Origin of the sequence: Leucobacter exalbidus, from assembly GCF_017834145.1 — a bacterium.
Lineage (GTDB): Bacteria > Actinomycetota > Actinomycetes > Actinomycetales > Microbacteriaceae > Leucobacter > Leucobacter exalbidus.
On the sequence record NZ_JAFIDA010000001.1, the window covers coordinates 1,484,547 to 1,506,544 of the forward strand.

Here is a 21,998-nt window from a genome sequence, read left to right on the forward strand (position 1 = left end):
CCGCTTAGACGCCGCTCTTGCGCTCCCCTGGCAGCCCTTTACCAACGACTTCACGGAAGACGATCTTCTTCGCCCACGCAGGCATCAGTCTATAGGCGCCTTTGAGTACTACATTGCGCAGGTATTGGGCTCGCGTGATGAAGCCAAGTTTGAGCATTGCCCCTTGCAATTTCCATTCTGTGCGGGCTTCGGTCCAGCCACCCCTGCGGGCGAAAGCTCCAGATCCGACACGATACTTCACGAGCGGCTCAGAGATATTCTCGACCCTGGCCCCAGAAGAAATCATCCGGATACCAAGCCAGTAGTCTTCCATTTTGCCAAAGGGTTCGTAGCGGCCGACTCGATCGAGCGCTTCAACTCGATACATTATCGTCGGGTGATTGAACGGGTTATGACTACGCGCATGGTTGCGAATCCGCTCAGATCCGACAGGCGGCACTCGAACCGCTCCCAGCTGCGCAGGGTCATTATCAAACTCAACCATGCCTGTCCCGACGAGATCAAATCCCTCTTCGATCAGCGCCCACTGCCGGGCAAAACGCTGCGGCACAGACACATCATCGGCGTCCATTCTCGCGACTACAGGGTAATCACATTCCGCTAACCCTGCGTTGAGCGCTCGTGTGAGGCCTCCGTTTTCAGTAAGCCTCACCACGCGCACCGGAACCAAGCTCTCCGACTCGATACGAGCGAGCTCAGCAACGAGTGCGTCGTTGACGGGACCGTCCTGCACAATCACGACCTCGGCTGGACGCAAAGTTTGTGCGGTCACAGAGCTTTCAAAAGCTAGTCGCAAGTAGCTTGCGTCGTCGCCTGCGTACACCGGAAGCAGCAAGGAGAAATCACCGACGTGGGCTGATTCGTTCATACGATCCAGCCTAGCGGCCTGCCCTTACAAGGCTGGCCGATCGCTATTTTTGCGATGAACTACGCGCAGCCGAATCGCGCTGTTTTGCCTCGCGTCGATCAAGCTTCGAAAGCTTTTCTACAGAAACCATAATGTCTACCGGAACACCCGCATCTCGCAGCACTCGGTGAGTGGCCTTCGGGTTTTTCGTCCAACCTTCTCGCCAGCCTCGACGCAGGCAGTCACGCAGCTGTGCACGGTCATCAGACGCTTTAAACGTTCGTACCCATCGGCGCACACTCGCACCTGAGTACAGCACCTTTTCCCACCAGTACAGCGCGTTCGAGCGACGGAATACCCACAGCTTGTTGCGCACTTCAAAGAAGAACCGCGGGCCGGGGTCAGCGTCGCTTGAACCGCGTTTAGCGGTCTTGTGCATCACTACCGAGCCCGGCACATAAAGTCCTCGTGCACCGCGCAGCAAGCGCGCCGAGTACTCAAAATCATCGTTCCACAGGAAGTATGCTGCGAGGGGCAGCCCCAGCTCACGCACTCGAGCCGCCCTCAAGAACGCCGAGACGAAGGAAATCGATCGGATCTCCAGTCCCCCAACTGCTGCTGCACGTTCACGTTCAGCATCTGAGGCACGGATCTTGGGCTTGGGCGTGTTCATGGGATGGTCTTCACCATCGGTCCAGACCACACGCGATCCCATCACAGCAAGGTCGTCAGGGCCTAGCTCGACGTAACGTTCGTGCGCGGCGAGCGCACCCTCAAGCGCTTCGGGTCCAGGCACGGTGTCATCGTCCATGACCCACACCCAGTCGGTGTCGTCTTCGGCGACCGCAGCAGCAATACCAACCGCAAACCCGCCGGCGCCGCCGGTGTTGTCAGTGAGCTGAATGACGCGAGCGCGCTCACCCCACGACTCTGTCGCTTCGAGCGCCGCTTCGGCAGAGCCGTCGTCTGACGCATTGTCCACTACGACAAGTCGATCGACGGGCCTCGTCTGTGCGGCGAGGGCGGCGAGCGATTCGAGTAGTAGCTCCCGCCGGTTATAGGCAACCAGTACGGCGGTTACGCGCATGCGAACACACTCCTTCTTAAAACCTCGACAAGTGTACCGGGTGCAAGCTGCCCCTTGCCGAGAATTCCATCCTCACGTATTGAATCGGTGTCAGTCTTCGTCAGAATCCTGATCAAAAATGTCAGTGATGGCTTCTTCTACAATGTCTCCATAGCGAAGAGTCCAGGTGCGAGTGAAATGATGTCCATCCCGATACATCAGCACGTTGCCTTGCACCACGCGGCAGGTACCATCTGGGCAAATCACCGGGACAATATCTACGAACGTGAAAAGCTTCAGCATAGAGAAATCAAACTGCTGATCAGTGTCATAAAACACTTCGATCGGTTGTTCACATGCTTCGGCACCCTTCAATTCAACACACTCCGCGACGTCGTAAGTAAATCGCGGGTTGTCTCTGATCCCCAGAACCGGAATGCCTGCAGCATCGAGTGCCTGGAAGTATTCCCAGTAGCCTTCGAATGTTTCATCATGAGCTTCAAGCTGTCGAGTCGCCATCGTGACTACGAGGTCAGGTTTATTCTCAAGCAAGTACCCCAACGCCTCGATGTTCCAGTCTTTACAAGTGGCATTTGCATCGACGGGTGTTTTATCAAGGTTGCCAAACACACACGCGCTCTTGGTAAGAGTCTCCACTTTCGCATCAACTTCGTCTGCGGCAGCACGCACGGTGTCAATCCACTGCGCTGAATGCGATCCGCCCACAACTGCGATGGTCAGAGACCCATCTGGGTCACCACTCTCGCAAACGATTACTTCAGCTGACTTCTGATTCTGATGGCAGCCATTGGGGTATACGTCGACGATGTCGTCTCGCGCGACCGACGGGTCGGGCACCAGCGCGTCATTGTCGTTGAGTTCTTCATTCGCGATGGCGTGTTCGAGTGCTTCCTGGGCAGCATGCTGGTTACTCGTAAGTTTCCCCTGCCATGTCCCTAAAGCAGCATAGGCGGGCACGATGATCAAGACAATTGCAACGAGCGTCGCAATTACCGTGCTCTGAATACGTTTCCAATTCCGCAAAGGTGCTTCAATGAATCGAGTAGTCACATACGCCAAGGCTGCAGAGAGCAAGAGAACGCCCAGGCCCCCTAGGACACCGACTTGTTCAGGTTTAAAGACCATCTTGAAAATTACAAGAATTGGCCAATGCCACAGGTAAAACGCGAAGGATGCATCACCGAACCAGGGCAACGGCCCCTTACGCAAGATCACAGGAGACGCATCGCTAGCAGCACTGATCATGATGAGTACAGCCGCGCTGATAGGGATCAGGGCTACCCAACCAGGGAACTGCATTGAGACGTCAACTGTTGCCCCCAAGCCGATCAGCATGGCAAGTCCGAGCCAACCAAGTGTCTGCGCAACAACTCTGTTCTTAAGCCCTCGAGTCATGACAAAGAACAGCACCGAGCCGCCCACGAACTCCCAATAACGGGCGAAAGTATTGAAATATGCGGCTGGCTGGTCAATTACCGTGTACCAGACCGAAAAGGCAAACGATGCGAAAAGGACGATAAGAATTACCGTCATCGTGGTCTGCTTCATCCCCAACCGGAATCTCGACGCGATTGTGGCTGCGGCCAGCATAATGAGCGGCAACGTCAGGTAGATCTGAGCCTGCAAGGACAACGCCCAGAACTGTTGGAACGGAGACGGGTTCATCTCTTGTTGCAGGTAATCGGCGCCCGTTGCAATGAGCTGCCAGTTCTCAAATTGGAATAGCGCCGCAAAACCATGCGGGATCGCGAACTGCCAGAGGCTTTGTGGCATAAAAAGAATCGAAGCGATGACCGTGCCGATGATAACCACAACCGCAGAGGGCATAATCCGACGCAGCGTGCGCATCCAATAGCCAGCCACAAATTTAAATCGAGCACCGAAAGTATCAACCAACTGCATTTTAATGAGTGACTTTGTTGCGAAATAGCCCGCAACCACGAAAAATACGTCAACGCCACCCGATACCCGGTTAAACCAGATGTGATAAACCGCCACGAGGAGCGCTGCAGCTGTGCGCAAACCCTGCACGCCGCTCAAATAAGCCGGAATACCCGTTGAACTCGCTGTTTTCCTTGAGGCTTTGTATGACACTTCAGTCATTCCTGGATTCCCTCGCCATTCATTTGCCTCGGGCCGTTACCCCTACAGCGATCCCCGCCCATATAAACGGAGATTACATCCACACAACAAGTGTACTTGAAAGCCCTTGCTGCGAGAACTTAATGGGAAAATGCATGGCATGCAATGCATAACCAGGGAACTTCATGGCACCCACCAAACAAGCATTGCCCGCGGTCAGTAAGAGTACCTGAGAGCGGGCAATGCGTGAGTTACTAGGGGTTCGACTCAGAGGTTTACTCCACGGATTCGGGATCGGAGGGTGAAGCCGCAGCTACCCCATCGGCTACCAGCTGGTGCGCGCGTGCGTAATCGGGTAGTTCAGGGTCAATTGCGGGCGGCACCAATTCGACGTTTACAGGCGAGTGTTCACGTGCTTTCGCCGCGAGGTCAAGGAACCTGCCGAGCATGGACTCGGGGATGTCGGTTTCGACCAGCTCGGTGCCCGCCGCTGCAATGTCTTGGAACCGGGTCAGCACGTTCTTCGGGTTCATCTGCGCGAGGATGGCACCTTGTAGCTCGCGTTGTCGTTCCATGCGCGCATAGTCGCCGTTCTCAGATCCGTAACGAGAGCGGGCATACCACTGGGCGGTAAACCCATCCATGTGTTGCTGGCCTATTTCGATGTAACCTTCGACGCCGTTTCCAAACTGATCGCCGCCAATCGGCAGACGTTCTTGGACGTTGATATCCACGCCACCCAATGCGTTGATGAGGTTCTCGAATGCATCCATGTTGACAAGCACGAAGAACTGCACGTCAAGTCCGGTAGCACCCGATACAGCATCCTTCGTGGCTTCCAGCCCCGGTGACGATCCTCGAGAGGCAGCATCAGCGTAGAAGCCTTCATAGAGGCTCGCGTACGCAGGATCTAAGCCCTCGGATTCCACAATGACGTCAGCCTGTTCAAGTTCCGCGTACACGCCGTTGAGGTAGCCGGTGAGGCATCCCCCGCCGTCACCGAACGAGTTGGGGCCGATACAAAAACCATTGGGATGCACGTTATACATCGGTGACTCTTCAGGAAACGGCATCTCGGTGAGTTCTCGCGGCAGGCCGATAATGACTGACTGACCCGTCTTCGCGTCGACGCTCACGAGCGAAATGCTATCTGGGCGCATACCGTCTCGGTCGGCGCCAGCATCAGTGCCCAACAACAAAATGTTGTAACGCCCGTCCACCGGGTCTACCGCTGGTGATCCTTGGAACAGTCCACTTAGCAAAGACCGAGTCGATCCGATCGTGCTGCTGGCCCACCCCACTCCGAGTGACGGAAGCACCGTCAATACCACGGCGATCACAGCCACCGGTATGCGCCAGTTTGGGGTGATCCGCACGAGCTGAGTGAGGCGTAATGTGTCGAATCCCAGCACGAGCCAGAGAATTGCGTATGCCACGAGTAGCCATTGCAGCACAAATAGTGCAGCACTGTTCGTGAACAGGTTGAGGGTCGCACTGCGCGCAGCAGCGAACCCCAGCGCCGTCAATAGTGCTCCAACGATCAGCACGATGGTGGCGATCAGGCCAATACGGCCGAGCTTACGATTGCCCGTGAGGATCTGCGCACTACCTGGTAGCAAAAATCCGATGACGACCAGCCACAAAGACCGCTTCGTCATGAGCGAAGCAGAGTCCGTGTCGGGATACCGCAGCGGCTGCTCGAGGTTCAGGGTCATTCGTCGTACCCGTTAGGGTTCGCCGACTGCCAGGTCCAAGAGTCGCGGCAGGCCTCGGCGAGGCTGCGCGTCGTCGACCATTCAAGTTCGCGGTTCGCGAGATTCGGGTCTGCCACGAGTGCAGCGACATCGCCCGTACGCGCTGGCACCACTTCGTAAGGGACAGGGCGACCAGCTGCTGCTTCGAAAGCACGTATGACATCCATCACGCTCGACCCCACACCAGAGCCCAAGTTGTACGTCTTTACACCAGCGTCTATTCGTTCCAGAGCGGCAACGTGCCCTTCAGCCAAGTCCATCACGTGAATGTAGTCTCGTACCCCCGTGCCATCTGGTGTTGGGTAGTCGTCGCCGAATACACTCAGCTTTTCACGTTTGCCCACTGCAACCTGAGCAACGAACGGCATCAGGTTATTGGGAATACCCGAGGGGTCTTCACCAATCCGACCCGACTGGTGTGCACCGACCGGGTTAAAGTACCGCAGCAGCACTGCACCTAAGTCAGGCCATGCCGATTGGGTATCTCGAATGATCTGCTCATTCATGAACTTCGTCCAGCCGTAAGGGTTAGTAATTCCCACGCCAGCCGGCTGAGCTTCGTCAACGGGCACCGTTGCTGGGTCTCCGTACACCGTCGCTGATGAGCTGAACACAAGCTTATCGACGCCGCGTTCTTGCATCAGGTCGAGCAACACCACTGTCGAATCGAGGTTGACTCGGTAATAACGTGTCGGCTGAGCTACAGATTCACCCACGGCTTTCAACCCTGCGAAGTGAACGACCGAGTCAAACTCGACATCTGCAAGTGCGGCCCGGGTAGCTGCTCGGTCGGATAGATCAGCTGTGTACACCGGAATCGTCTTACCGGTGAGAGCCTCTACGCGAGAAACCGCTTCGACGTTACTGTTCGAGAAGTCGTCGAGCACCAGTACCTCGTGGCCACGTTCCAAAAGCACAAGGGCCGTGTGGGTACCGATATAACCGGCACCGCCGGTGAGCAAAACACGCATGCCTCTAGGGTACTGGGCGTTTTAGGTGTGGGACACTCAGTAATGCGTAGAATTCCCAGCGAGATTCTGCGTGAGAATGCCTGTGAATGTATCGGTTACGTCTCACTCGGTCATACGACACGGCGATGTATGCGGTTCGCAGCACAGACTTCCCTACACTGTTCATAGACGCGCAATAACACGGGTGCGCTGGTTTTGAGTTTGAGGAGACGAGATGGCATCACTCACGCTCATCGCCGAACCCTTTCCTGATTGGGAAGCCCAGGTTCAACAGGCTGCCGCACGCGACCTTGTGGTTGCTCTCGGAGCGATGGCTCCGCGCAGCTGCAGCGCCCGATTTTTGATCGCTAAGGGATCCCCCGAAATCCCCTTTGCCTCTGCAAAAATTCAGACAGAGCAGCTGCCGCTGCGCGCCAGTCTGCTGCCGTTGCTCTGGCAGAGCGGTACAACTTCCCGCCCACTCGACGGCGAGTTTGTGCATTCGCTTACGCCGATGCTGCCGATTCGTGCCCGTGATGAAGACGACGGCTCTCAAACTTCGGTCACCATCCCGCATTCAATTGCGTGGGAAGCACCAGAACTCATGGGTGCATCGCAAGCACGTCTCTACCGCGGCTACGTGCGGCGCGCGATCAAGCACGCTGATGTCTTGATCACGACCACCCACGCCACGGCTCGTGCTGTACATAGTAAGTACGGCGATCACATCCCTGTGCAGGTCATGCAGCTCGCACCGCCGACTGATTTCTTGCCCGGCGATGACGCCGCAGCACGACGTGCCGAGCTGTCGCTGCCTGAGCTGTATTCGGTTACCACGGCAATGCCTGGCGAGCTCGGGCGACTCGAGTGGTTGTTCGATGCGCTGCGCCTCAACCCGACTTTGCCCCCGTTGGTAGTTGTAGCCGGGCTCGATCCACTCCCCGGCGTGCGCGATGCCAACATCCCCACGGTGCGCGTCCCTGATGATTTGCAGCATCGTGTCACCGTTGTACGAGCTCGCGAGCTAGCCGACGTAGGTGCGATTCTCGACGGAGCCGCGCTTCTGCTGCAGCCGCAGGCTTACACGGGCACCGGTTATACGCTGCTCGCGGCTCTCGCCACGGGAGTACCCGTGCTGCACTCGGGTCACGACGTCGCCGCAGAGATCGTGCTTGATGCCGGTGTCGAAGCGACAGACGCGGGCACCTTCAGTGCCGAGTTCGGTCGACTCTTTCGCGACCTCGAAGAGCTCCACCGACTCTCGGTATATGCGCTTGACCACAGCCGTGGTTTCACCTGGGCGTCAACGGCTTGGCAGCTGTGGGAAGCACACGCCAACCTCTAACGAGGCTCGCGCAAGCTTCCATTGCTCACGAAGCAGGCGCTAAAAACCCGCTGATCTGAATCGCAATTGCGACGCAGATCAGCGGGTTTCTCGTATTACTGCGGGCAGGCAGTTACTGCGCTGCGACCCGAGCTTTCAGCGCGTCATTCTTCTCAGCGACCATGTCGGTCAGGCCTTGCGCGTACACGGCAAGTTTCTGAGCGGTTGCAGCATCGCTCGCACCAAGAATACGAGTCGCGAGAATGCCAGCGTTCTTCGCGCCACCGATCGATACCGTGGCGACCGGAATACCCCCGGGCATCTGCACGATCGAGAGCAATGAGTCCATGCCATCAAGCAGGGCAAGCGGCACGGGTACGCCAATGACCGGCAGCGTGGTCATTGAGGCCACCATGCCGGGCAGGTGTGCAGCCCCACCTGCGCCCGCGATGATGACTTTGATTCCGCGAGCTGCAGCGCCGCGAGCGTAGTCCACCATCTTGTCGGGAGTGCGGTGTGCACTCACCACCTCAACCTCGTGCGGCACACCAAATTCGCGCAGCATCAGTACAGCAGCTTCCATGACGGAGTAGTCAGAATCAGATCCCATAATGACGCCAACAAGGGGCGCAGCTGTCTCGCTCATATAAGTATCGTAGCGCCGTGCGCAGCAACAATTTCCGCTGAGCTAATCCCCCGCCTATGCTCAATGTTAAGAAAGCCGTAGCGCATCCCAGGTGCACGGCATCAAGCAGCAAATGAAGCGGAGCAGAACATGGCGAATCTCCCTCCCCGGCACCCCGCACCGTGGGATCTTCCGGCACAGTCGCAGCCCTCTCCCGAGCTCCCTGGAGCCCCCGGATCACTCCCTCCCATGCCACCAGCTGATGGCCCTGCCGGGTACCCACCGGCTCCACCCGCGCCGCCTGTTTCTGCGGAACGCGCCAACTCCGTACCCGCGCCCCCGTCGACGCCGCCCGCACCACCAGCGCCCCAAGCGATGCGTTCGGGGTATCTGCCGCCAGTGCCCGCACCGGCACCGTCTGCACCGCCCCTGACGCAAGCATTCCCGCCGCCTTCCAGCGCACCTGCACCTGCACCTGCACCTGCACCTGCACCTGCACCTGCCTATGATTATCCAGCGCCCACGGTCGCACCGGCGCTCAATTTTCCGGCACCTCAGGGGTACGCACCGGCAGCGCCCACGGCCACGCCCGTTCCGATGCCACCGCCCGCAGCTGCTCCCCCGGCAGCTCCGGCCGTACCGGCAGCACCACAGGCTCCTTACATGGCACCGGCACCCCAGGTGACGCCGACATCGGCGCCCGCACCTCATCCCGGCAACTACACGGCCACGCCAGCACCTTCGCAGGCCTTCGAAGAGCTTCAGCCGCTGTATCTGCCTGAGGTTCCCGCGGCACCCTTCGCTGAGGCTCCCGCAGCAGCCGAAGCACCTGTTGCCGAAGCGCCAGTTGTCGAGGCACCTGCGACACCGCTTTACGAGGCTCCCTCACCGCAGCCGGTCTATGCGCCGCCCGCAGCCGAGCCAGCAACCCACGCTGTCGAGCCTGGCCCGGCGCTGGTCGAGAACACTGTCGCAGAAGTTGTGGCCCCGGTCGCTGTCGAGGACGTGTACGACGCCAACGCCTTCGAGGTCGACGAAGAGTTTGAAGCCACCGTCGTGCTGACCCGTGGCCGGTCGACCACCCGGTGGAACCTGGTTGATATCGATGGCACACGGTTTCCCCTGGCACCGTCGAACGTGCTCGGCCGTAAACCAGCTTCGGGGCCCGAGGGCGCACAGTACATTGCGTTGTCTGACCCCGAGCGTGTACTTTCCCGCACCCACTTGCTGCTCGAGGTAGAGAACGACGAACTGTGGATCACTGATCTCAATTCAACGAACGGCACCGAGATTTTTGAGGACGAAAACGATATGCGTCCGTGTGAAGCGCTGAGCCGTTATGCGGTGACCGTTGATCAGAGCCTCAGCTTGGGCGGTCGCTCCATCACGTTTGACGGCCCAGGATCGCTCTAATCTTCATCGCACACGCAACCCCTGTTTCTACGGAGTGACCATGTTTGACCCGCGCCCTGAAATTGCCAACCCGGCGACCTCGCCCGAACGGCTGGCTCAGCTCGCGGGGCAACACCCTGAGTGGGGTGCAGCGATTGCCGCGCACCCAAATGCATACCCGGCTCTCCAAGAGTGGATCGCCCAGTATGCGGCTGCCGCCACCGCGCAGCAGGCTCAGCAGGCGCAGCAGGCGCAGCAGGCGCAGCAGGCGCAAGCGGTGACGCAGCCGTATCCACAGCAACACAACCCATACCCGCAGAGCCAATACGGCGCCCCGCAGCATGAGGCGCCCCAGCCCCAGGTATTTCAGGCCCCCGCCGGTGGCTACCCGGGCGCCTACGCTGACCCGACGCAATTTGCGGCACCGGGCCAGGTTCCCGGTGCCGCCCCGGGCACGAAGCGCAAGAAGACCCTCTTCATCGTGCTCGCTGCCGTGCTCGTGTTCCTGCTGCTTTTGGGCGGCGGTGTCTGGTTGTTCGTTGCCAATAAAATTGGTGGCTCCAAAACGGCAGAGGCGGCAGCTACGAAACTCGTCACCGGTCTCGTGCATCAAGATCTGTTGGCACTGTACGGCTCGCTCGCCCCGAGTGAGTTTCAGCCGTTTGAAGAACCGTTGAAGCAGCTCGGCGCGGCCAGCACCAAGAACTCAGACCAGAGCCTCGATCAGCTACTCGCTGAACTGCGCGGTGCGGTGAGCGTGCAGACCAAGGGGCTCGAGACCGTCACCGACGAGATCGCCGAAGACGTGCAGCGCGTCACGTTTACCGACGGCACCATCACGTTCGACGGTGACAGCCGCGAGATCGCACGCGTTCTTGCGGGCTTCAGCACGCTGGTCGGCCCCGAGTTCTCGGCGGCCGACAAGCGCGATATCGAAGATGACATCGCTGATTCGCTTGAGCTGCCGTTCACCATCGACTTCGCGCAGCTGCGCCGTGACGCACGTGAGGGCGGCGGCTTCTTCAACGGAGCCAGCTACAGCGAAGCTGGCTACAACGATGCGTCTGTATCCCCGGCCATGTTCCCAGGGCTCGCGCTGCCCTCTGAGCCCGTCTTCATTTCGGTGCGAGAGGCGGGCGGCTGGTATGTCAGCCCACTCATGACCATCGCCGATCAGGCGTATCGGTCAGCCGCGCAGTACGGCGACTATCGCCTCGGTGACGAGGTCGTTGAGCCCACCCCTGCGCCGAGCCCTGAAGCTGCGGCCGAGGCGCTCGTGGACGCGGTGTTCGAGCCCTCACGCGATCCGCTGAACGATATTGCGGCGCTGCTGCCGCTGCCCGAGCGCCGGCTCGTCTCGATTTATGGGCAGGGCGTGTCTGCAGATCTTGCCGAGAACATGCCGTCGCACCTGACGGTGTCTGAGCAGCGGTACAGCGCAGAGAAGAGTGGCGGCCGTGCCCGGCTCACGATCGATGAATTGACGATCGGTGCCGAAACGTCAGAGTACGGGTACAGCCTCTTTAACGGCGTCACGGTGTCTGGGCAGTGCGTCGAGTATTCGTCGCAGTGGCTGCGCGACGTATCAGACAACTACTTCTACGAAGAGTGGGAGGTCGCCGAAGATTCGGGGCGTGAATGCCTCAGCGATATTCCGCTCGCTGCAGAGTTCGGTTTCGACCAGCTCGCGGTGATCGCGGTGCAAGAAAACGGCGGCTGGTTTGTGAGCCCGCTAGCCACCGCTGCCGAAAGCGTCGCGATCGTGTCTGAGCACGCCATTGAGCTCTACGAGCGTGGCGAGCTCGACGACACGTTCGACGAGCAGTACCGCTAGCGGTGTGTGCGGGGCTGACCATTCAGCCCGGCACACACGGTGGGCTTACGCGAACGCGGCGGCGGTGGCGCGAGCCTCGGCCAGCACCTCTGCGAGGCTGTCGCCCGTGACGGTGACGTGGCCGACCTTGCGGCCGGGGCGGGGCATCTTGTCGTAGCTGTGGATCTTGGCGCGCGGGTGCGCCGCGAGCACCTCTGCGTACCGCACCGGCATCGGTCCCTCAGCCGGGCCGCCCAAGACGTTGACCATCACCACGGCGGGGGCCGTCAGCGCGGTCTCGCCCAGGGGCAGGTCGGTGACCGCGCGCAGGTGCTGTTCGAACTGGCTCGTGACCGAGCCCTCGATCGAGAAGTGGCCCGAGTTGTGCGGGCGCATCGCGAGCTCGTTGACGAGCACGCGGCCGTCGCGGGTTTCAAACATTTCGACGGCGAGCACACCGGTCACTTCAACGCCCGCGGCGACGATTGCGCCGATGCGCGCGGCCTCTTCGAGCGTTGCCGCGTTCTGCACGGGCGCCGGGGCGAGTACCTCAGCGCACACCCCGTCGATCTGGATCGTCTCGACGACGGGCCAGGTGCGGGTTTCGCCGCTCGGGCGACGGGCGACGAGCTGTGATAGTTCGCGGGTGAAGTCGACGAGCTCTTCGACGAGCAGGCTGCCGCCGTGTGCGTCTTCGCCAAGCGCGGTGAACCAGTCGGCGACTTCGCCGGCAGCAGAGACGACGCGCACGCCCTTCCCGTCGTACCCACCGCGAGCGGTTTTCACGACGGCGCGGCCGCCGTGTGCATCGATAAATTCTTGCAGTGCGGCCTCGTCTGCCACGGCCGCCCAAGCGGGAATCGGCACGCCCAGCTCGGCAAGCTTCTTGCGCATCACGATCTTGTCTTGCGCGTACTGTAGCGAGTCGGGGCGCGGGTGCACCTGCACGCCGCGGGCCTCGAGTCCGTACAGAATCTCCTGCGGCACGTGCTCGTGGTCGAAGGTGATGACGTCGACTGTTTCGGCGAACGCGTAGACCGTCTCGGGGTCGCGGTAGTCACCGACCATGTCAGCGGCGCGCTCGGCGCTCGACCCTTCGGTTTCGGCGAGCACGCTAATGCGCAGCCCCAGGTGAATCGCCGGCGGAACCATCATGCGTGCGAGCTGCCCGCCGCCGATCACGCCGACACGAATGCTGCCACTGTTCAGACTCATGTTCTCTATTCTGCCGTACCCGCCGCCTTCTCAGGTGCACCCGCGAGGCGCTTTACTTTTCGCGCGACATTCACAGCCGCCGCATCCCCCACCGAGTTTGTTGACATTCATCAACCATCGACTTAAAGTTGATAATTGTCAACGACTTACGCTCGTGAGATTTGCCCCGCCCCAAGCCAAGGATCCCCACCCGCATGCCACAGCACACCCCGCAGGCGACTCCCGCGCCCCGCACCTCCAAGCGGGCACGCGCCGCGATCCCCGATGTGCTGACGGGGCGCGGCAAAACCCTCGCGCTCACGGGCATCTTCCTCGCGTCGGCGGTGTCGATGCTGTCGATGACGGTGGTGGGCACCTCGATGCCGGTGATCCTCGCCGATCTGGGCGGCGACCAGGCCGCCTTCACCTGGGTGGTCACCGCCACGATGCTGTCAGCCGCGGTATCGACCCCCATCTGGGGCAAACTCGCCGATCTCACGAGCAAGAAGGTGCTGCTGCAGGCCTCGCTCGTGCTCTTCACGCTCGGCTCGGTGCTCGCGGGCACCGCGGGCGACCCCGGCTGGCTGATCGCGTTTCGGGTGATTCAGGGCCTGGGCGCTGGCGGTCTCGGCGCGCTTGGCCAGATCGTGCTGGCCGAGATCATCAGCCCGCGCGAGCGCGGCAAGTACATGGGCATCATGGGCGCGATTATGGCGGTGTCGACGGTTGGCGGCCCGCTGCTGGGCGGATGGATCACCGACTCCATCGGGTGGCGCTGGAACTTCTACGTCTCGGTGCCGATCGCCGTCACCGCAATCATCGTGCTGCAAAAAACGCTGCACCTGCGCACGATTCAGCGCAAGATCACGATCGATTACTGGGGTGCGGTGCTGATCACTGCGGGGTTCTCGAGCCTGCTGATCTGGGTGACGCTCGGCGGCACGAACTTTGCCTGGTGGTCGTGGCAGACCGCCGCGATGGTCGGCGGTGGCCTCGCGTTCCTGATCGCCGCGGTGCTTGTCGAACTCAAGGTGGACGAGCCGCTCATCCCCCTCACCCTGTTCAAAAACCGCACGTTCACGCTCTCGGTGATCGCCTCGCTCGCGGTCGGCCTCGCCATGTTTGGCACCTCGGTGTTCTTGGGCCAGTACATGCAGCTCGCGCGCGGCGAAACACCCACGATGTCGGGGCTGCTCACGATCCCGATGATGGCGGGCGTGCTGATTTCCTCGACGATCGCCGGCCAGCTGATCACCCGCACCGGCAAGTGGAAGCGCTACATGGTGACCGGCTCGGTGCTGCTGCTCGCGGGCATGCTGATGATGGGTCAGCTGCGCTACGACACCGCCTTTTGGTACGTCGGCGTCTCCATGTTTGTGCTGGGCGTGGGCGTCGGCCTGTGCATGCAGAACCTCGTGCTGGTGGTGCAGAACACGGTCGACCCGGCCGAGCTGGGCGCATCGACCTCGGCGGTCACGTTCTTTCGCACGATCGGCGGCACCGCCGGAATGTCTGCCATGGGCGCCATGCTCGCCACCTCGGTGGTCGCCTACATCAAGGAGGGCATGCAAGATCTCACGCCCGAGCAACTCGCGGGCGCGGGCGACCTCGCCACGAGCGCGATTCCTAAGCTGAGCGAGCTTACCGAGCCCATTCGTACCGTGGTCGAGAGCGCATATGGCCACGGCATTGGTAACGTGTTCTTAGCGGCCTCACCCGTCGCGATCCTGGCGATCTGCGCGATCGCCTTCCTGCCGAACATTCCGCTGAGCACCAAGAGCAACGCGCAAAAACTTGCTGAGCAGCGCGCGAGCGATGCGCCAGCACCCCACGCACCCGATACCGCAGTGGCATACGCTGCTGGGACGACCACGGAGACGGCTGATTTTGATCCGGATCCCACCCCGAAAGCCCCTCATGCCTGAGCCCACAGATTTCACCGCAGCCCGCACCGAGCAAGTCCTCGAGATTATCTCGGAGTTTTCTGACGCGTTCGCCCTCGCCCGCACCCGCTGGGCGCGCCTGGCAGAGGAGACCCACCCCGATCTGCGCGGCGCCGGCATCATGGTGCTGCAGGTGGTGGTGCGCAAGGGCCCCGTCACCGTCACCGGGCTCAGCCAGCTGCTCGACATGGATAAGGCGATGGTCAGCCGCCAGGTATCAAAGCTGCGCACGCTGGGGTTCATCAACACCGAATCGGCGCCCGAAGACGGCCGCGTCACCCTGCTCACCGCCACCGAGCAGGCCCTCACCACGATAGAGGGGCTGCGCGCCCGCGCCGCCGAAGACTACCACCGGCGCTTCGCTGAGTGGGACGACGAAGCGCTCGAGCAGCTGCGCGCGGGGCTACACCGCTACAACGCGTTCACTCCCGAGCGCACCTCGGGGCCGGCGGTGCGCTGCGCGAAGGAACACGGCGGCGGCGCGACGACGTAGGCATTCCTATGCTTTGCTCGTGGGCATCCGGGTGCTTCCTCGCAACTATCCGTGGCGCGACGACGTAGGTATTCCGTGCGCGAGCACGTAGGGTGGCTCCCATGAGTGCGAGTACCGAGGTACGCGAGTTCGTGTCGCGCGTGACGCCGGCGAAAAGGCAACGCGACGCCGAGACACTGCTCGACCTATATGCGCGGGTGACCGGGCTCAGCCCGCACCTGTGGGCCACCATCATCGGGTACGGCAGCTACCACTACCGGTATGACAGCGGGCGCGAGGGCGATGCTCCGGCGGCGGGCTTCTCGCCCCGCAAGGCCGCCACCAGCATCTACCTCGCCGACGGAGTGGGCGCGCACGCCGAGCTGCTGGCACGCCTCGGCCCGCACACCCACGGCGTCGGCTGCCTGTATCTAAAAGACCTCGCGGTCGTTGATCTCACGGTGCTCGAAGAGATCGTGCGGGCCAGCTACTTCGCGGTCACTGCCGGCACCTACACGCAGCGGGCGCGAGACGGCGCCGGGAGTTAGTTAGCAGTGAGTTAGCTAGTCGGGAGTTAGTTAGCCGGAAGTTAGTTAGACGCTGGTTGGGCTCCCGTAATTGATCGTTCACCGAACGGCCACCTGCGGGCCCCCAAAACATATCAATAGGCCTTGTAACCTGGCCTTATGACCATGACAATGGCCGCCCCGCTGCATAGCCAGCTGTATGAAGAGATGCTTTTGCGTATTCGAACCGGCGCTTGGCCAGCCGGTGAAAAAGTACCCAGCGAGAGGTCGCTCATTGCCGAGTTCGGCACCTCTCGCGGCCCCGTGCGCCAGGCGCTCGCAACGTTGCGAGCCGAGGGTATGATCGTGGGCGGCCGCGGTGCCCCGCCCCGCGTGCACCGCTCCGCTCCCCACCAGTCGTTCGACACTTTTATGTCATTCACGGAGTGGGCGCGGGGGCTCGGGCTGGTGCCCGGGCAACGCGTCATCGAGCGAGTGCGCAGGCCCGCCACCGAAGAGATGGCGCGTGAGCTGCAGATTGCCCCCGATGCTCCCGTCGTCGAGATCATTCGGTTGCGGTTGCTGGGCGACAAGCCGGCCATGCTCGAGCGGTCACTGTTTCCGTTTGAGGTGGGCAAGCACCTGCTGCAGAGCCCCCTCGAGTGCGGCAGCATTTACCAGACGCTGGCGCGGGTGGGCGTGGTTCCGGTGCGAGCGAAGCACGTGATCGACGCGATTCCAGCGCACCCGCTCGAGGCCGAGCAGCTACACATCAACCAGGGCACACCGCTGCTGCGGGTGCGCCGGCTCACGTATGGGGCGTCGCAGTCGATCATCGAAACAACCGATGACCGCTACCTGCCCGAGATGACCAGCTTCGTGGTCGAGAACAACACTGACCAGCGCATGCCGCTGGCCCGGCACGCGGTGGGCGTGTAGCTGTTCTTGTAGTTCTTGGGGTTGCCGCCGACTTCCCTCCACAAAGATGCTTCACTGGGGCGTCATTTCACGAGTGTCCCCTAAATTCCTCGCAAAATTACGGGACACTCGTCAAACTACGCCTCCTTCATGACACGCAAACTGCTGAATCGGTAAAGCAGCGGTGCTTCAGCCTAATGTGGCTAGCGAAGCGTCCGTTCGGCAAGGCGCTTCAGGGTAGGAATCGCGTCAGGGTACTGCTTCGCTCGATCCGTATCTCCGTAGGCGTCATCTATATTCGCGAGGATGCCTTCAGACACTTCTCGGGCAATCATGACGACACGATCTGGGTCTAAATCTGCTTGCTTGCTGAGATATACCCAGTCGTCAACGGAGACGTTCTTTGCGTGTCGCTGGTTTCCAATTTTCATGCCGAGCCTCTGCTCATATTCTGGAAACATCAGCATGGGGATGGTGTCATACATGGGCGTCATCTTGACCCGTCCATCACCGGTGTGCAGTAGGGAGTAGTTTTTTGCGTGGGCATCGGCATTACTGATTCCCACGTTGAAGGCGAGCTGACGAACAAATTCGTACTGCACATCATCGTCAATTCCGAACGTTCGTAGTAACCGTATGGTTTGCGGTGCCGATACTGAGTACTTGAATGCCGGCTCCCTCCCCAAGGCTTGCGTCAGGTCCTCCATGTGCAGGCGGCGAACATTTCCGGCCTCATCCCGTTCACGGTCAAAGCGTTCAACAGTGAAGGCCGTCACTCCCCCGAACTCGCGTAGCTCTGCATGCGCCGCCTTCACACCTCGAATTTGACTGGCCAGATGCAACGAGGCTGCCTCCAGCTCTTCAAGCCCGAGAAGTTCTTTCCGCGCTGGTTTCACGATATGAGTCGATGGGGTGCCCTTGTCGGGCCAGTACACACCTTCCTCTTCTATGACCAGCGCAAATTTACCTTGCGCCCCTGCCAACGAAAAACGAGGAGGAGCGTTATAGTCACCGAACCCGCTTCCCCCTGCGGTGATGTTCGCAATACGTGCAGAGATGTCTGTCTGAGAAGCGTTTAATGTATACGAAACGCCTTCATCAAAGCCGTTCTCGCTCGGGTGCAGTAGGACGCCACCGGGGAGGTCGCCCTCCACGGCATAGAGCAGATCCCATGCCCCGGTGCTGCGCGCACCTGTGATGCTGCGCATGTTCTCCCTGGTTCCTGGATCCTCAGGGATGAGGCCGTTCAAGAAGTTCTGTGGCGCAGCAATATACCGAGGCTCACCGTCCCGTCGAACTGACAGTGACAAGTCGTGCCGCGCCCCAGAGTCGTAGACGAACCTGGCCCTGTGGAGAGGGCTATCCTTCTCGAACCGACCGATGTATTCTCGCTCAATCCAGGTGTGCAGAACTTCAGTCATTGCTCGCCCTTTCTGCCACAATTTTCATGAACTTGATGTCCAGTGCCCTGATCACTCGGGCGGCATCCCTGTTTGTCGTAGGGGTGACACCTTGACGTTCCAGCATGCTGACCACTTGAGGGTCTACATGCGCGGCGTCTGCCACTTCATCGATGGTCAACCCGCGGATGGCGCGGTAGTCCCCCACTCTGCGCTTAATCAAGTCAGGTGAATCCAGAATCCAGGTGTTACGTGAGCGGTGAACATCTCGTACCTGCCAGTCATAACCCTTCTGAGCAGCACGCACCAGGGCAGCGCCCCCTCTCCCCTCAGATGGCGTGCCGCCCCACCAGTCACGCAGCAGCTTCGCTGGGTCATCTGACGCCCAGAACTGTCGTATGCGTTCACCCGCCCGCTTCTTGCGGGTGCCGGTGACGTGATCCAGGGTGCCGGTGTGCAAGAATCCGAGGAAGTCTGCCCGAGACTGGGGTGAGATGGGTCGCCCGTCACGGCGTTCAACCGCTGCCCCGGCGGGGAGTTCCCACTGGTTTCCCACCTTTACAGCGTTGGGAATTCGGTGTTCGCGCGCCAAGCGCGCAGCTCGCTGAACGCTGATTCCTTCGCGGGAAGCAAACTCTTCGAGTTTCATGTCACAAGTGTTTCACGCGATCCCATTAAACACAAGTGTTATCGGGTTCACTAAACTCGAGTCTGCCTAGAGTCGCTTCTTTTGGAGTCCCGCCTCAGACCACGCCCAGCGCTCAGACCAGGCCGCTTCCTCGCGGCACTTGGTTTTTCGCTCGCCAGATCACGCCCCAGGTTTGGGGCGGGGTTCCCGGGGGATCCGGGGTCGAATTACCAGTTGCCGGTTAGGCCGCGGCCTGCAGGTACTCGGCGTGCTGCCGCAGCTCTGCCTCGACCAAGATCGGCAGGTGGTCAGAGAGCCCGCGATCGAGGGTGCGCACGCTGCCGACGTCGATCCCCATCGAGGTCGCAAAGTCGAAGTGCCCGCGGAACATGCGGTACCGCGTGTAGGTGCGCTTGTCGCTGAGGTTCAGCTCGTAGCCGTTGTCGCGCATCTCGGTATCGAGGCGGCCTTTGAACACGGGGTAGTTGTAATCCCCCACCATCAGCGCGGGCAGGCCTGGGCCGAGCGCCTTCAAGCCGTCGAGCGCCGCGTGAATCTGGTGGCGCCGCAGTGAGTTCAGCGCCGTCAGCGGTGCCGCGTGGAACGATGCGACCACGAAGTCACGCTCCGTCTCGCGATCAAGCAGGCGCACCCCCAGCAGCCGCTCGTGCGCGGGCGACAGGATGCGATCGTGCAGCGACTTCTTCAGCTCAAACGTGCGGGCAGCCCGCGCGTGGTAGCGATCTGACTTCACATACACCGCGAGCCCCAAGCGGTTGCGCTCGGTGGCGTGCACGAGTGACATGCGCCCCAGATGACTCGGAAGGGTGATCGCCTCAGCTTCCTGCAAGCACAACACGTCGGTTTCGTGATCGTCGACCAGTGCCTCGAGCTCGGTCGCGGCACGGTTCTTGCGCAGGTTGTAGCTGATGACCTTCATAGGTTGCCCCTTCCAGCGGGCTCAGAGGTGGGCCCTGTCAACGGATTTCACCGCTGCAGAGCCCACTCTATGCTCAGACGCTATGGGCTTGCCCAGAATCTTCGATTAAAGATTAAAGACGTACGAGTCGTACTTCGAGGGTTCCGATGAGCATGCGCTCGGTGGTGGCCCGCTCGTGACCGGCTTCGAGCGCAATGGTGGCTCCGGTCTCATCGATCAGTGCGACACCGTTCGTTGAGAAGAGATCCTCGATCGTCCAGATCTCGCCCGTGCGTCGCATGCGCACGTGTGATTTCGACAGCGTGCGCGTCGGGTCGCTGATCTTCACCGGCGTCGCCGTGCTCGTCTCATCGGGCCTGCGGCCCACGATCACGTCGTACCCCGGGAGCTCAATCAGTTCACCGTCGGGCAGTTCGAGTGCCCACCGGCTGGCCCGGTGCACCACGATCGTGCTGTCTTCGTCGGAGTCATACTCGCCGAAGTCGTCGTCGCTCGTGCCGGCCGGGGCCACGGGGGCGACCGGAGCGATCGGAGCCACGGGGGCGATCACGGGCAGGACCGCCGGGGCAGCCACGGGCTGCGGTGCTTCGAGGCTGGGTGACTCAGCGCGTGCCGGGCTGCCGAGCAGCTGCTCAGCGAGACCCTGCGGGGCTGCGGCGGGAGCGGGCACCGCAGCGGGAGCTGCGACGACTGACTCAGCGGCCGGAGCCGGGAAGTCAGTGGACAGCAGATCAGGAGCCGCGGTATCTGCCGATGCATCTGCGTTCAGCACGTCGGCGGTAACAGGTGCTGCCACGAGGGCCTCATCGATGGTGGCCTCATTGCTGGGTGTTTCAATGGCCGGCGTCTCGGCCGCGAACTCTTCAGCTGCCGGGGACTCAGCTGCGGGCTGCTGCGGGCTGCTCGCCTCAGCGGTCGGCGTTGCAGCGAGGTCAGCTGCGGGGGTCGCGGCCGCTACGGTCGTTGCAGGGGCTACGGGCGCTGCCTGTGCCGGGATCTCGACGATGGGCTGGCCAAAGATCGATGACTCGGGGGCCGGCTGCGCCTGAGCAGGCTGCTGCGCGGGCTCGGCCTGATCCTGGTAAGCGGGCGCGGCCTGAGCCGGTGCGGGCTGCTGCGCCTGCGGTGCGAACGGCGCCTGCGTTGCGGGCACCTGCTGCATCGGCTGAGCCGGATCCTGCTGGCCAGGCGCATCAAAGATGCTGGGTGATTCTGCGACGTCGGTCTGCGGTGCGGGCCACGAGAACGGCTGCTGCGGCACCTGCGCGCCCAGCGGGGCTGCGCCGTGCGCGCCACGTTCTTCAGACGCGAGACGCTCGTAAGCACCCTCGGTCGTGTTGCTGAAACCCCAGCCGCTGCGGGTTGTCCCGGGAGGTGCGGGTACTGCGGGTACCGCGGCACCGGGCGCACTCGCAGCCTGGTTGATCGCCGCGCCACGAGTGGCGTCGGCCGCAGAAACAGGAGCCGCGATTGGCGCGGCCGCCGGTGCCGCACCCTGCGGAGCGCCCTGCGACGGCGGTGCGAACACCGAACGCTGGGGCTGAGGCTGCACCTGCTGCGCATGAGCCGGCTGGCCCAGACTCTGAGCCGACAGGCCCTGACCCTGAGCCTGCTGCATCGGCTGCACATTTGCGCGCGGCAGACCGCGCAGCACGCCAGCACCGTTCGCCGATGATCCGGATTGATCATTCACCGGAGCCCAGCCCGCGGCCGCACCGTAGCGACCGTCAGAGATGTGGTTGGTCAGCAGCATCGCCCACAGCGGCGGAATGAACGCGCCGAGCACGGTGAACCCGCCGCCCTTGCCAAACTCAGTGTTCAGGCGGTGGATCGCAATGATCGTGACGACCAGCACCGCAAACGAGCCCAGGCCGGGCACGAGCACGAGCAGCACCAGCCAACCGGGCAGACCACCGCGCTGCAGCAGCTGCCACTGGTTCCATACGGGAATCCAGCCCCAGGCACCCTTGACGCCCAGCAGCGGAAACAGCTTCGACAGCGACCACAGGTACCAGACGTACAAGGCAATGCCGACGAATCCCCAGATCCCAGCGATCACAAAGACCGGTGTCATATCTGGCGTCAACGGGTTAACAACCTCGAGTAGGTGCATGTGTCCATCC

General features: G+C 61.4%; 18 protein-coding genes. 7 read left to right on the forward strand and 11 right to left on the reverse strand.

Annotation, left to right across the window (positions count from 1 at the left end):
* Nucleotides 1-4 precede the first annotated feature (4 nt).
* The 5 genes from JOF28_RS06695 to galE all read right to left on the reverse strand — a co-directional run bounded on the left by JOF28_RS06695 (nt 5) and on the right by galE (nt 6,741).
* A complete protein-coding gene (locus JOF28_RS06695; RefSeq protein ID WP_209705057.1) occupies nt 5-868 on the reverse strand; it encodes a glycosyltransferase in 864 nt (287 codons plus the stop codon).
* 43 nt (nt 869-911) lie between these two features.
* Nucleotides 912-1,934: a glycosyltransferase gene (locus JOF28_RS06700; RefSeq protein ID WP_209705058.1), complete on the reverse strand. Its 1,023-nt coding sequence runs from the start codon at nt 1,932-1,934 to the stop codon at nt 912-914.
* 90 nt (nt 1,935-2,024) lie between these two features.
* Nucleotides 2,025-4,037, reverse strand: a complete 2,013-nt coding sequence (locus tag JOF28_RS06705; RefSeq protein ID WP_209705059.1) for an acyltransferase family protein — start codon at nt 4,035-4,037, stop codon at nt 2,025-2,027.
* Between the two features lie 254 nt (nt 4,038-4,291).
* Nucleotides 4,292-5,674, reverse strand: coding sequence for an LCP family glycopolymer transferase (locus JOF28_RS06710; RefSeq protein WP_245189895.1), 1,383 nt, complete (start codon nt 5,672-5,674; stop codon nt 4,292-4,294).
* Nucleotides 5,675-5,727: 53 nt separating this feature from the next.
* Nucleotides 5,728-6,741 (reverse strand): UDP-glucose 4-epimerase GalE, encoded by a 1,014-nt coding sequence (gene galE, locus JOF28_RS06715; protein ID WP_209705061.1) that lies wholly within the window; start codon nt 6,739-6,741, stop codon nt 5,728-5,730.
* Nucleotides 6,742-6,955: 214 nt separating this feature from the next.
* Between galE and JOF28_RS06720 the strand changes: the two genes are divergently transcribed.
* Nucleotides 6,956-8,065, forward strand: a complete 1,110-nt coding sequence (locus JOF28_RS06720; protein WP_209705062.1) for a glycosyltransferase family protein — start codon at nt 6,956-6,958, stop codon at nt 8,063-8,065.
* 112 nt (nt 8,066-8,177) lie between these two features.
* Here JOF28_RS06720 and purE read toward each other — a convergent pair whose 3' ends face one another.
* On the reverse strand, nt 8,178-8,690 hold the full coding sequence (gene purE, locus JOF28_RS06725; protein ID WP_209705063.1) for a 5-(carboxyamino)imidazole ribonucleotide mutase: 513 nt from the start codon (nt 8,688-8,690) through the stop codon (nt 8,178-8,180).
* Nucleotides 8,691-9,332: 642 nt separating this feature from the next.
* On the opposite strand from purE, the gene JOF28_RS06730 reads away from it, so the two are divergent.
* Nucleotides 9,333-10,082, forward strand: a complete 750-nt coding sequence (locus tag JOF28_RS06730; protein WP_209705064.1) for an FHA domain-containing protein — start codon at nt 9,333-9,335, stop codon at nt 10,080-10,082.
* 40 nt (nt 10,083-10,122) lie between these two features.
* Complete coding sequence (locus tag JOF28_RS06735) at nt 10,123-11,895, forward strand: variant leucine-rich repeat-containing protein (protein ID WP_209705065.1); 1,773 nt, start codon at nt 10,123-10,125, stop codon at nt 11,893-11,895.
* Nucleotides 11,896-11,940: 45 nt separating this feature from the next.
* Here JOF28_RS06735 and JOF28_RS06740 read toward each other — a convergent pair whose 3' ends face one another.
* Nucleotides 11,941-13,089, reverse strand: a complete 1,149-nt coding sequence (locus tag JOF28_RS06740; protein WP_209705066.1) for a 5-(carboxyamino)imidazole ribonucleotide synthase — start codon at nt 13,087-13,089, stop codon at nt 11,941-11,943.
* 194 nt (nt 13,090-13,283) lie between these two features.
* Here JOF28_RS06740 and JOF28_RS06745 point away from each other — a divergent pair, with 194 nt between their 5' ends.
* The 4 genes from JOF28_RS06745 to JOF28_RS06760 all read left to right on the forward strand — a co-directional run bounded on the left by JOF28_RS06745 (nt 13,284) and on the right by JOF28_RS06760 (nt 16,928).
* On the forward strand, nt 13,284-14,993 hold the full coding sequence (locus tag JOF28_RS06745) for an MDR family MFS transporter (RefSeq protein ID WP_209705067.1): 1,710 nt from the start codon (nt 13,284-13,286) through the stop codon (nt 14,991-14,993).
* Nucleotides 14,986-15,504 (forward strand): MarR family winged helix-turn-helix transcriptional regulator, encoded by a 519-nt coding sequence (locus JOF28_RS06750; RefSeq protein WP_209705068.1) that lies wholly within the window; start codon nt 14,986-14,988, stop codon nt 15,502-15,504. The genes JOF28_RS06745 and JOF28_RS06750 overlap by 8 nt, the downstream gene beginning before the upstream one ends.
* 101 nt (nt 15,505-15,605) lie before the next feature.
* The gene (locus JOF28_RS06755) at nt 15,606-16,031 is read left to right on the forward strand and encodes a DUF1801 domain-containing protein (RefSeq protein ID WP_209705069.1); all 426 of its coding nucleotides are present in this window, start codon (nt 15,606-15,608) and stop codon (nt 16,029-16,031) included.
* A gap of 138 nt (nt 16,032-16,169) precedes the next feature.
* Entirely contained in the window at nt 16,170-16,928 is a 759-nt protein-coding gene (locus JOF28_RS06760; RefSeq protein WP_245189896.1) for a GntR family transcriptional regulator, read from the forward strand.
* Nucleotides 16,929-17,110: 182 nt separating this feature from the next.
* On the opposite strand, the gene JOF28_RS06765 is transcribed toward JOF28_RS06760, so the two are convergent.
* The 4 genes from JOF28_RS06765 to JOF28_RS06780 form a co-directional block, all read right to left on the reverse strand.
* Nucleotides 17,111-18,328, reverse strand: a complete 1,218-nt coding sequence (locus JOF28_RS06765; protein ID WP_209705070.1) for a HipA domain-containing protein — start codon at nt 18,326-18,328, stop codon at nt 17,111-17,113.
* The gene (locus tag JOF28_RS06770; RefSeq protein WP_209705071.1) at nt 18,321-18,767 is read right to left on the reverse strand and encodes a helix-turn-helix transcriptional regulator; all 447 of its coding nucleotides are present in this window, start codon (nt 18,765-18,767) and stop codon (nt 18,321-18,323) included. The genes JOF28_RS06765 and JOF28_RS06770 overlap by 8 nt, the downstream gene beginning before the upstream one ends.
* A 409-nt stretch (nt 18,768-19,176) precedes the next feature.
* Complete coding sequence (locus tag JOF28_RS06775; RefSeq protein ID WP_209705072.1) at nt 19,177-19,875, reverse strand: endonuclease/exonuclease/phosphatase family protein; 699 nt, start codon at nt 19,873-19,875, stop codon at nt 19,177-19,179.
* A 112-nt stretch (nt 19,876-19,987) separates the two neighbouring features.
* The gene (locus JOF28_RS06780) at nt 19,988-21,988 is read right to left on the reverse strand and encodes a DUF5684 domain-containing protein (protein WP_209705073.1); all 2,001 of its coding nucleotides are present in this window, start codon (nt 21,986-21,988) and stop codon (nt 19,988-19,990) included.
* Between the last annotated feature and the right edge of the window lie 10 nt (nt 21,989-21,998).

What these genes read in the sequence shown, in the direction of transcription:
- JOF28_RS06740 (WP_209705066.1), bottom strand. Translation starts at nt 13,089, where the DNA reads ATGAGTCTGAACAGTGGCAGCATTCGTGTCGGCGTGATCGGCGGCGGG.
- JOF28_RS06720 (WP_209705062.1), top strand. Translation starts at nt 6,956, where the DNA reads ATGGCATCACTCACGCTCATCGCCGAACCCTTTCCTGATTGGGAAGCC.
- JOF28_RS06765 (WP_209705070.1), bottom strand. Translation starts at nt 18,328, where the DNA reads ATGACTGAAGTTCTGCACACCTGGATTGAGCGAGAATACATCGGTCGG.
- JOF28_RS06730 (WP_209705064.1), top strand. Translation starts at nt 9,333, where the DNA reads ATGGCACCGGCACCCCAGGTGACGCCGACATCGGCGCCCGCACCTCAT.
- JOF28_RS06735 (WP_209705065.1), top strand. Translation starts at nt 10,123, where the DNA reads ATGTTTGACCCGCGCCCTGAAATTGCCAACCCGGCGACCTCGCCCGAA.
- JOF28_RS06710 (WP_245189895.1), bottom strand. Translation starts at nt 5,674, where the DNA reads ATGACGAAGCGGTCTTTGTGGCTGGTCGTCATCGGATTTTTGCTACCA.
- JOF28_RS06695 (WP_209705057.1), bottom strand. Translation starts at nt 868, where the DNA reads ATGAACGAATCAGCCCACGTCGGTGATTTCTCCTTGCTGCTTCCGGTG.
- JOF28_RS06775 (WP_209705072.1), bottom strand. Translation starts at nt 19,875, where the DNA reads ATGAAGGTCATCAGCTACAACCTGCGCAAGAACCGTGCCGCGACCGAG.
- JOF28_RS06760 (WP_245189896.1), top strand. Translation starts at nt 16,170, where the DNA reads ATGACCATGACAATGGCCGCCCCGCTGCATAGCCAGCTGTATGAAGAG.
- purE (WP_209705063.1), bottom strand. Translation starts at nt 8,690, where the DNA reads ATGAGCGAGACAGCTGCGCCCCTTGTTGGCGTCATTATGGGATCTGAT.
- JOF28_RS06705 (WP_209705059.1), bottom strand. Translation starts at nt 4,037, where the DNA reads ATGACTGAAGTGTCATACAAAGCCTCAAGGAAAACAGCGAGTTCAACG.
- JOF28_RS06745 (WP_209705067.1), top strand. Translation starts at nt 13,284, where the DNA reads ATGCCACAGCACACCCCGCAGGCGACTCCCGCGCCCCGCACCTCCAAG.
- JOF28_RS06750 (WP_209705068.1), top strand. Translation starts at nt 14,986, where the DNA reads ATGCCTGAGCCCACAGATTTCACCGCAGCCCGCACCGAGCAAGTCCTC.
- JOF28_RS06780 (WP_209705073.1), bottom strand. Translation starts at nt 21,988, where the DNA reads ATGCACCTACTCGAGGTTGTTAACCCGTTGACGCCAGATATGACACCG.
- JOF28_RS06755 (WP_209705069.1), top strand. Translation starts at nt 15,606, where the DNA reads ATGAGTGCGAGTACCGAGGTACGCGAGTTCGTGTCGCGCGTGACGCCG.
- JOF28_RS06700 (WP_209705058.1), bottom strand. Translation starts at nt 1,934, where the DNA reads ATGCGCGTAACCGCCGTACTGGTTGCCTATAACCGGCGGGAGCTACTA.
- galE (WP_209705061.1), bottom strand. Translation starts at nt 6,741, where the DNA reads ATGCGTGTTTTGCTCACCGGCGGTGCCGGTTATATCGGTACCCACACG.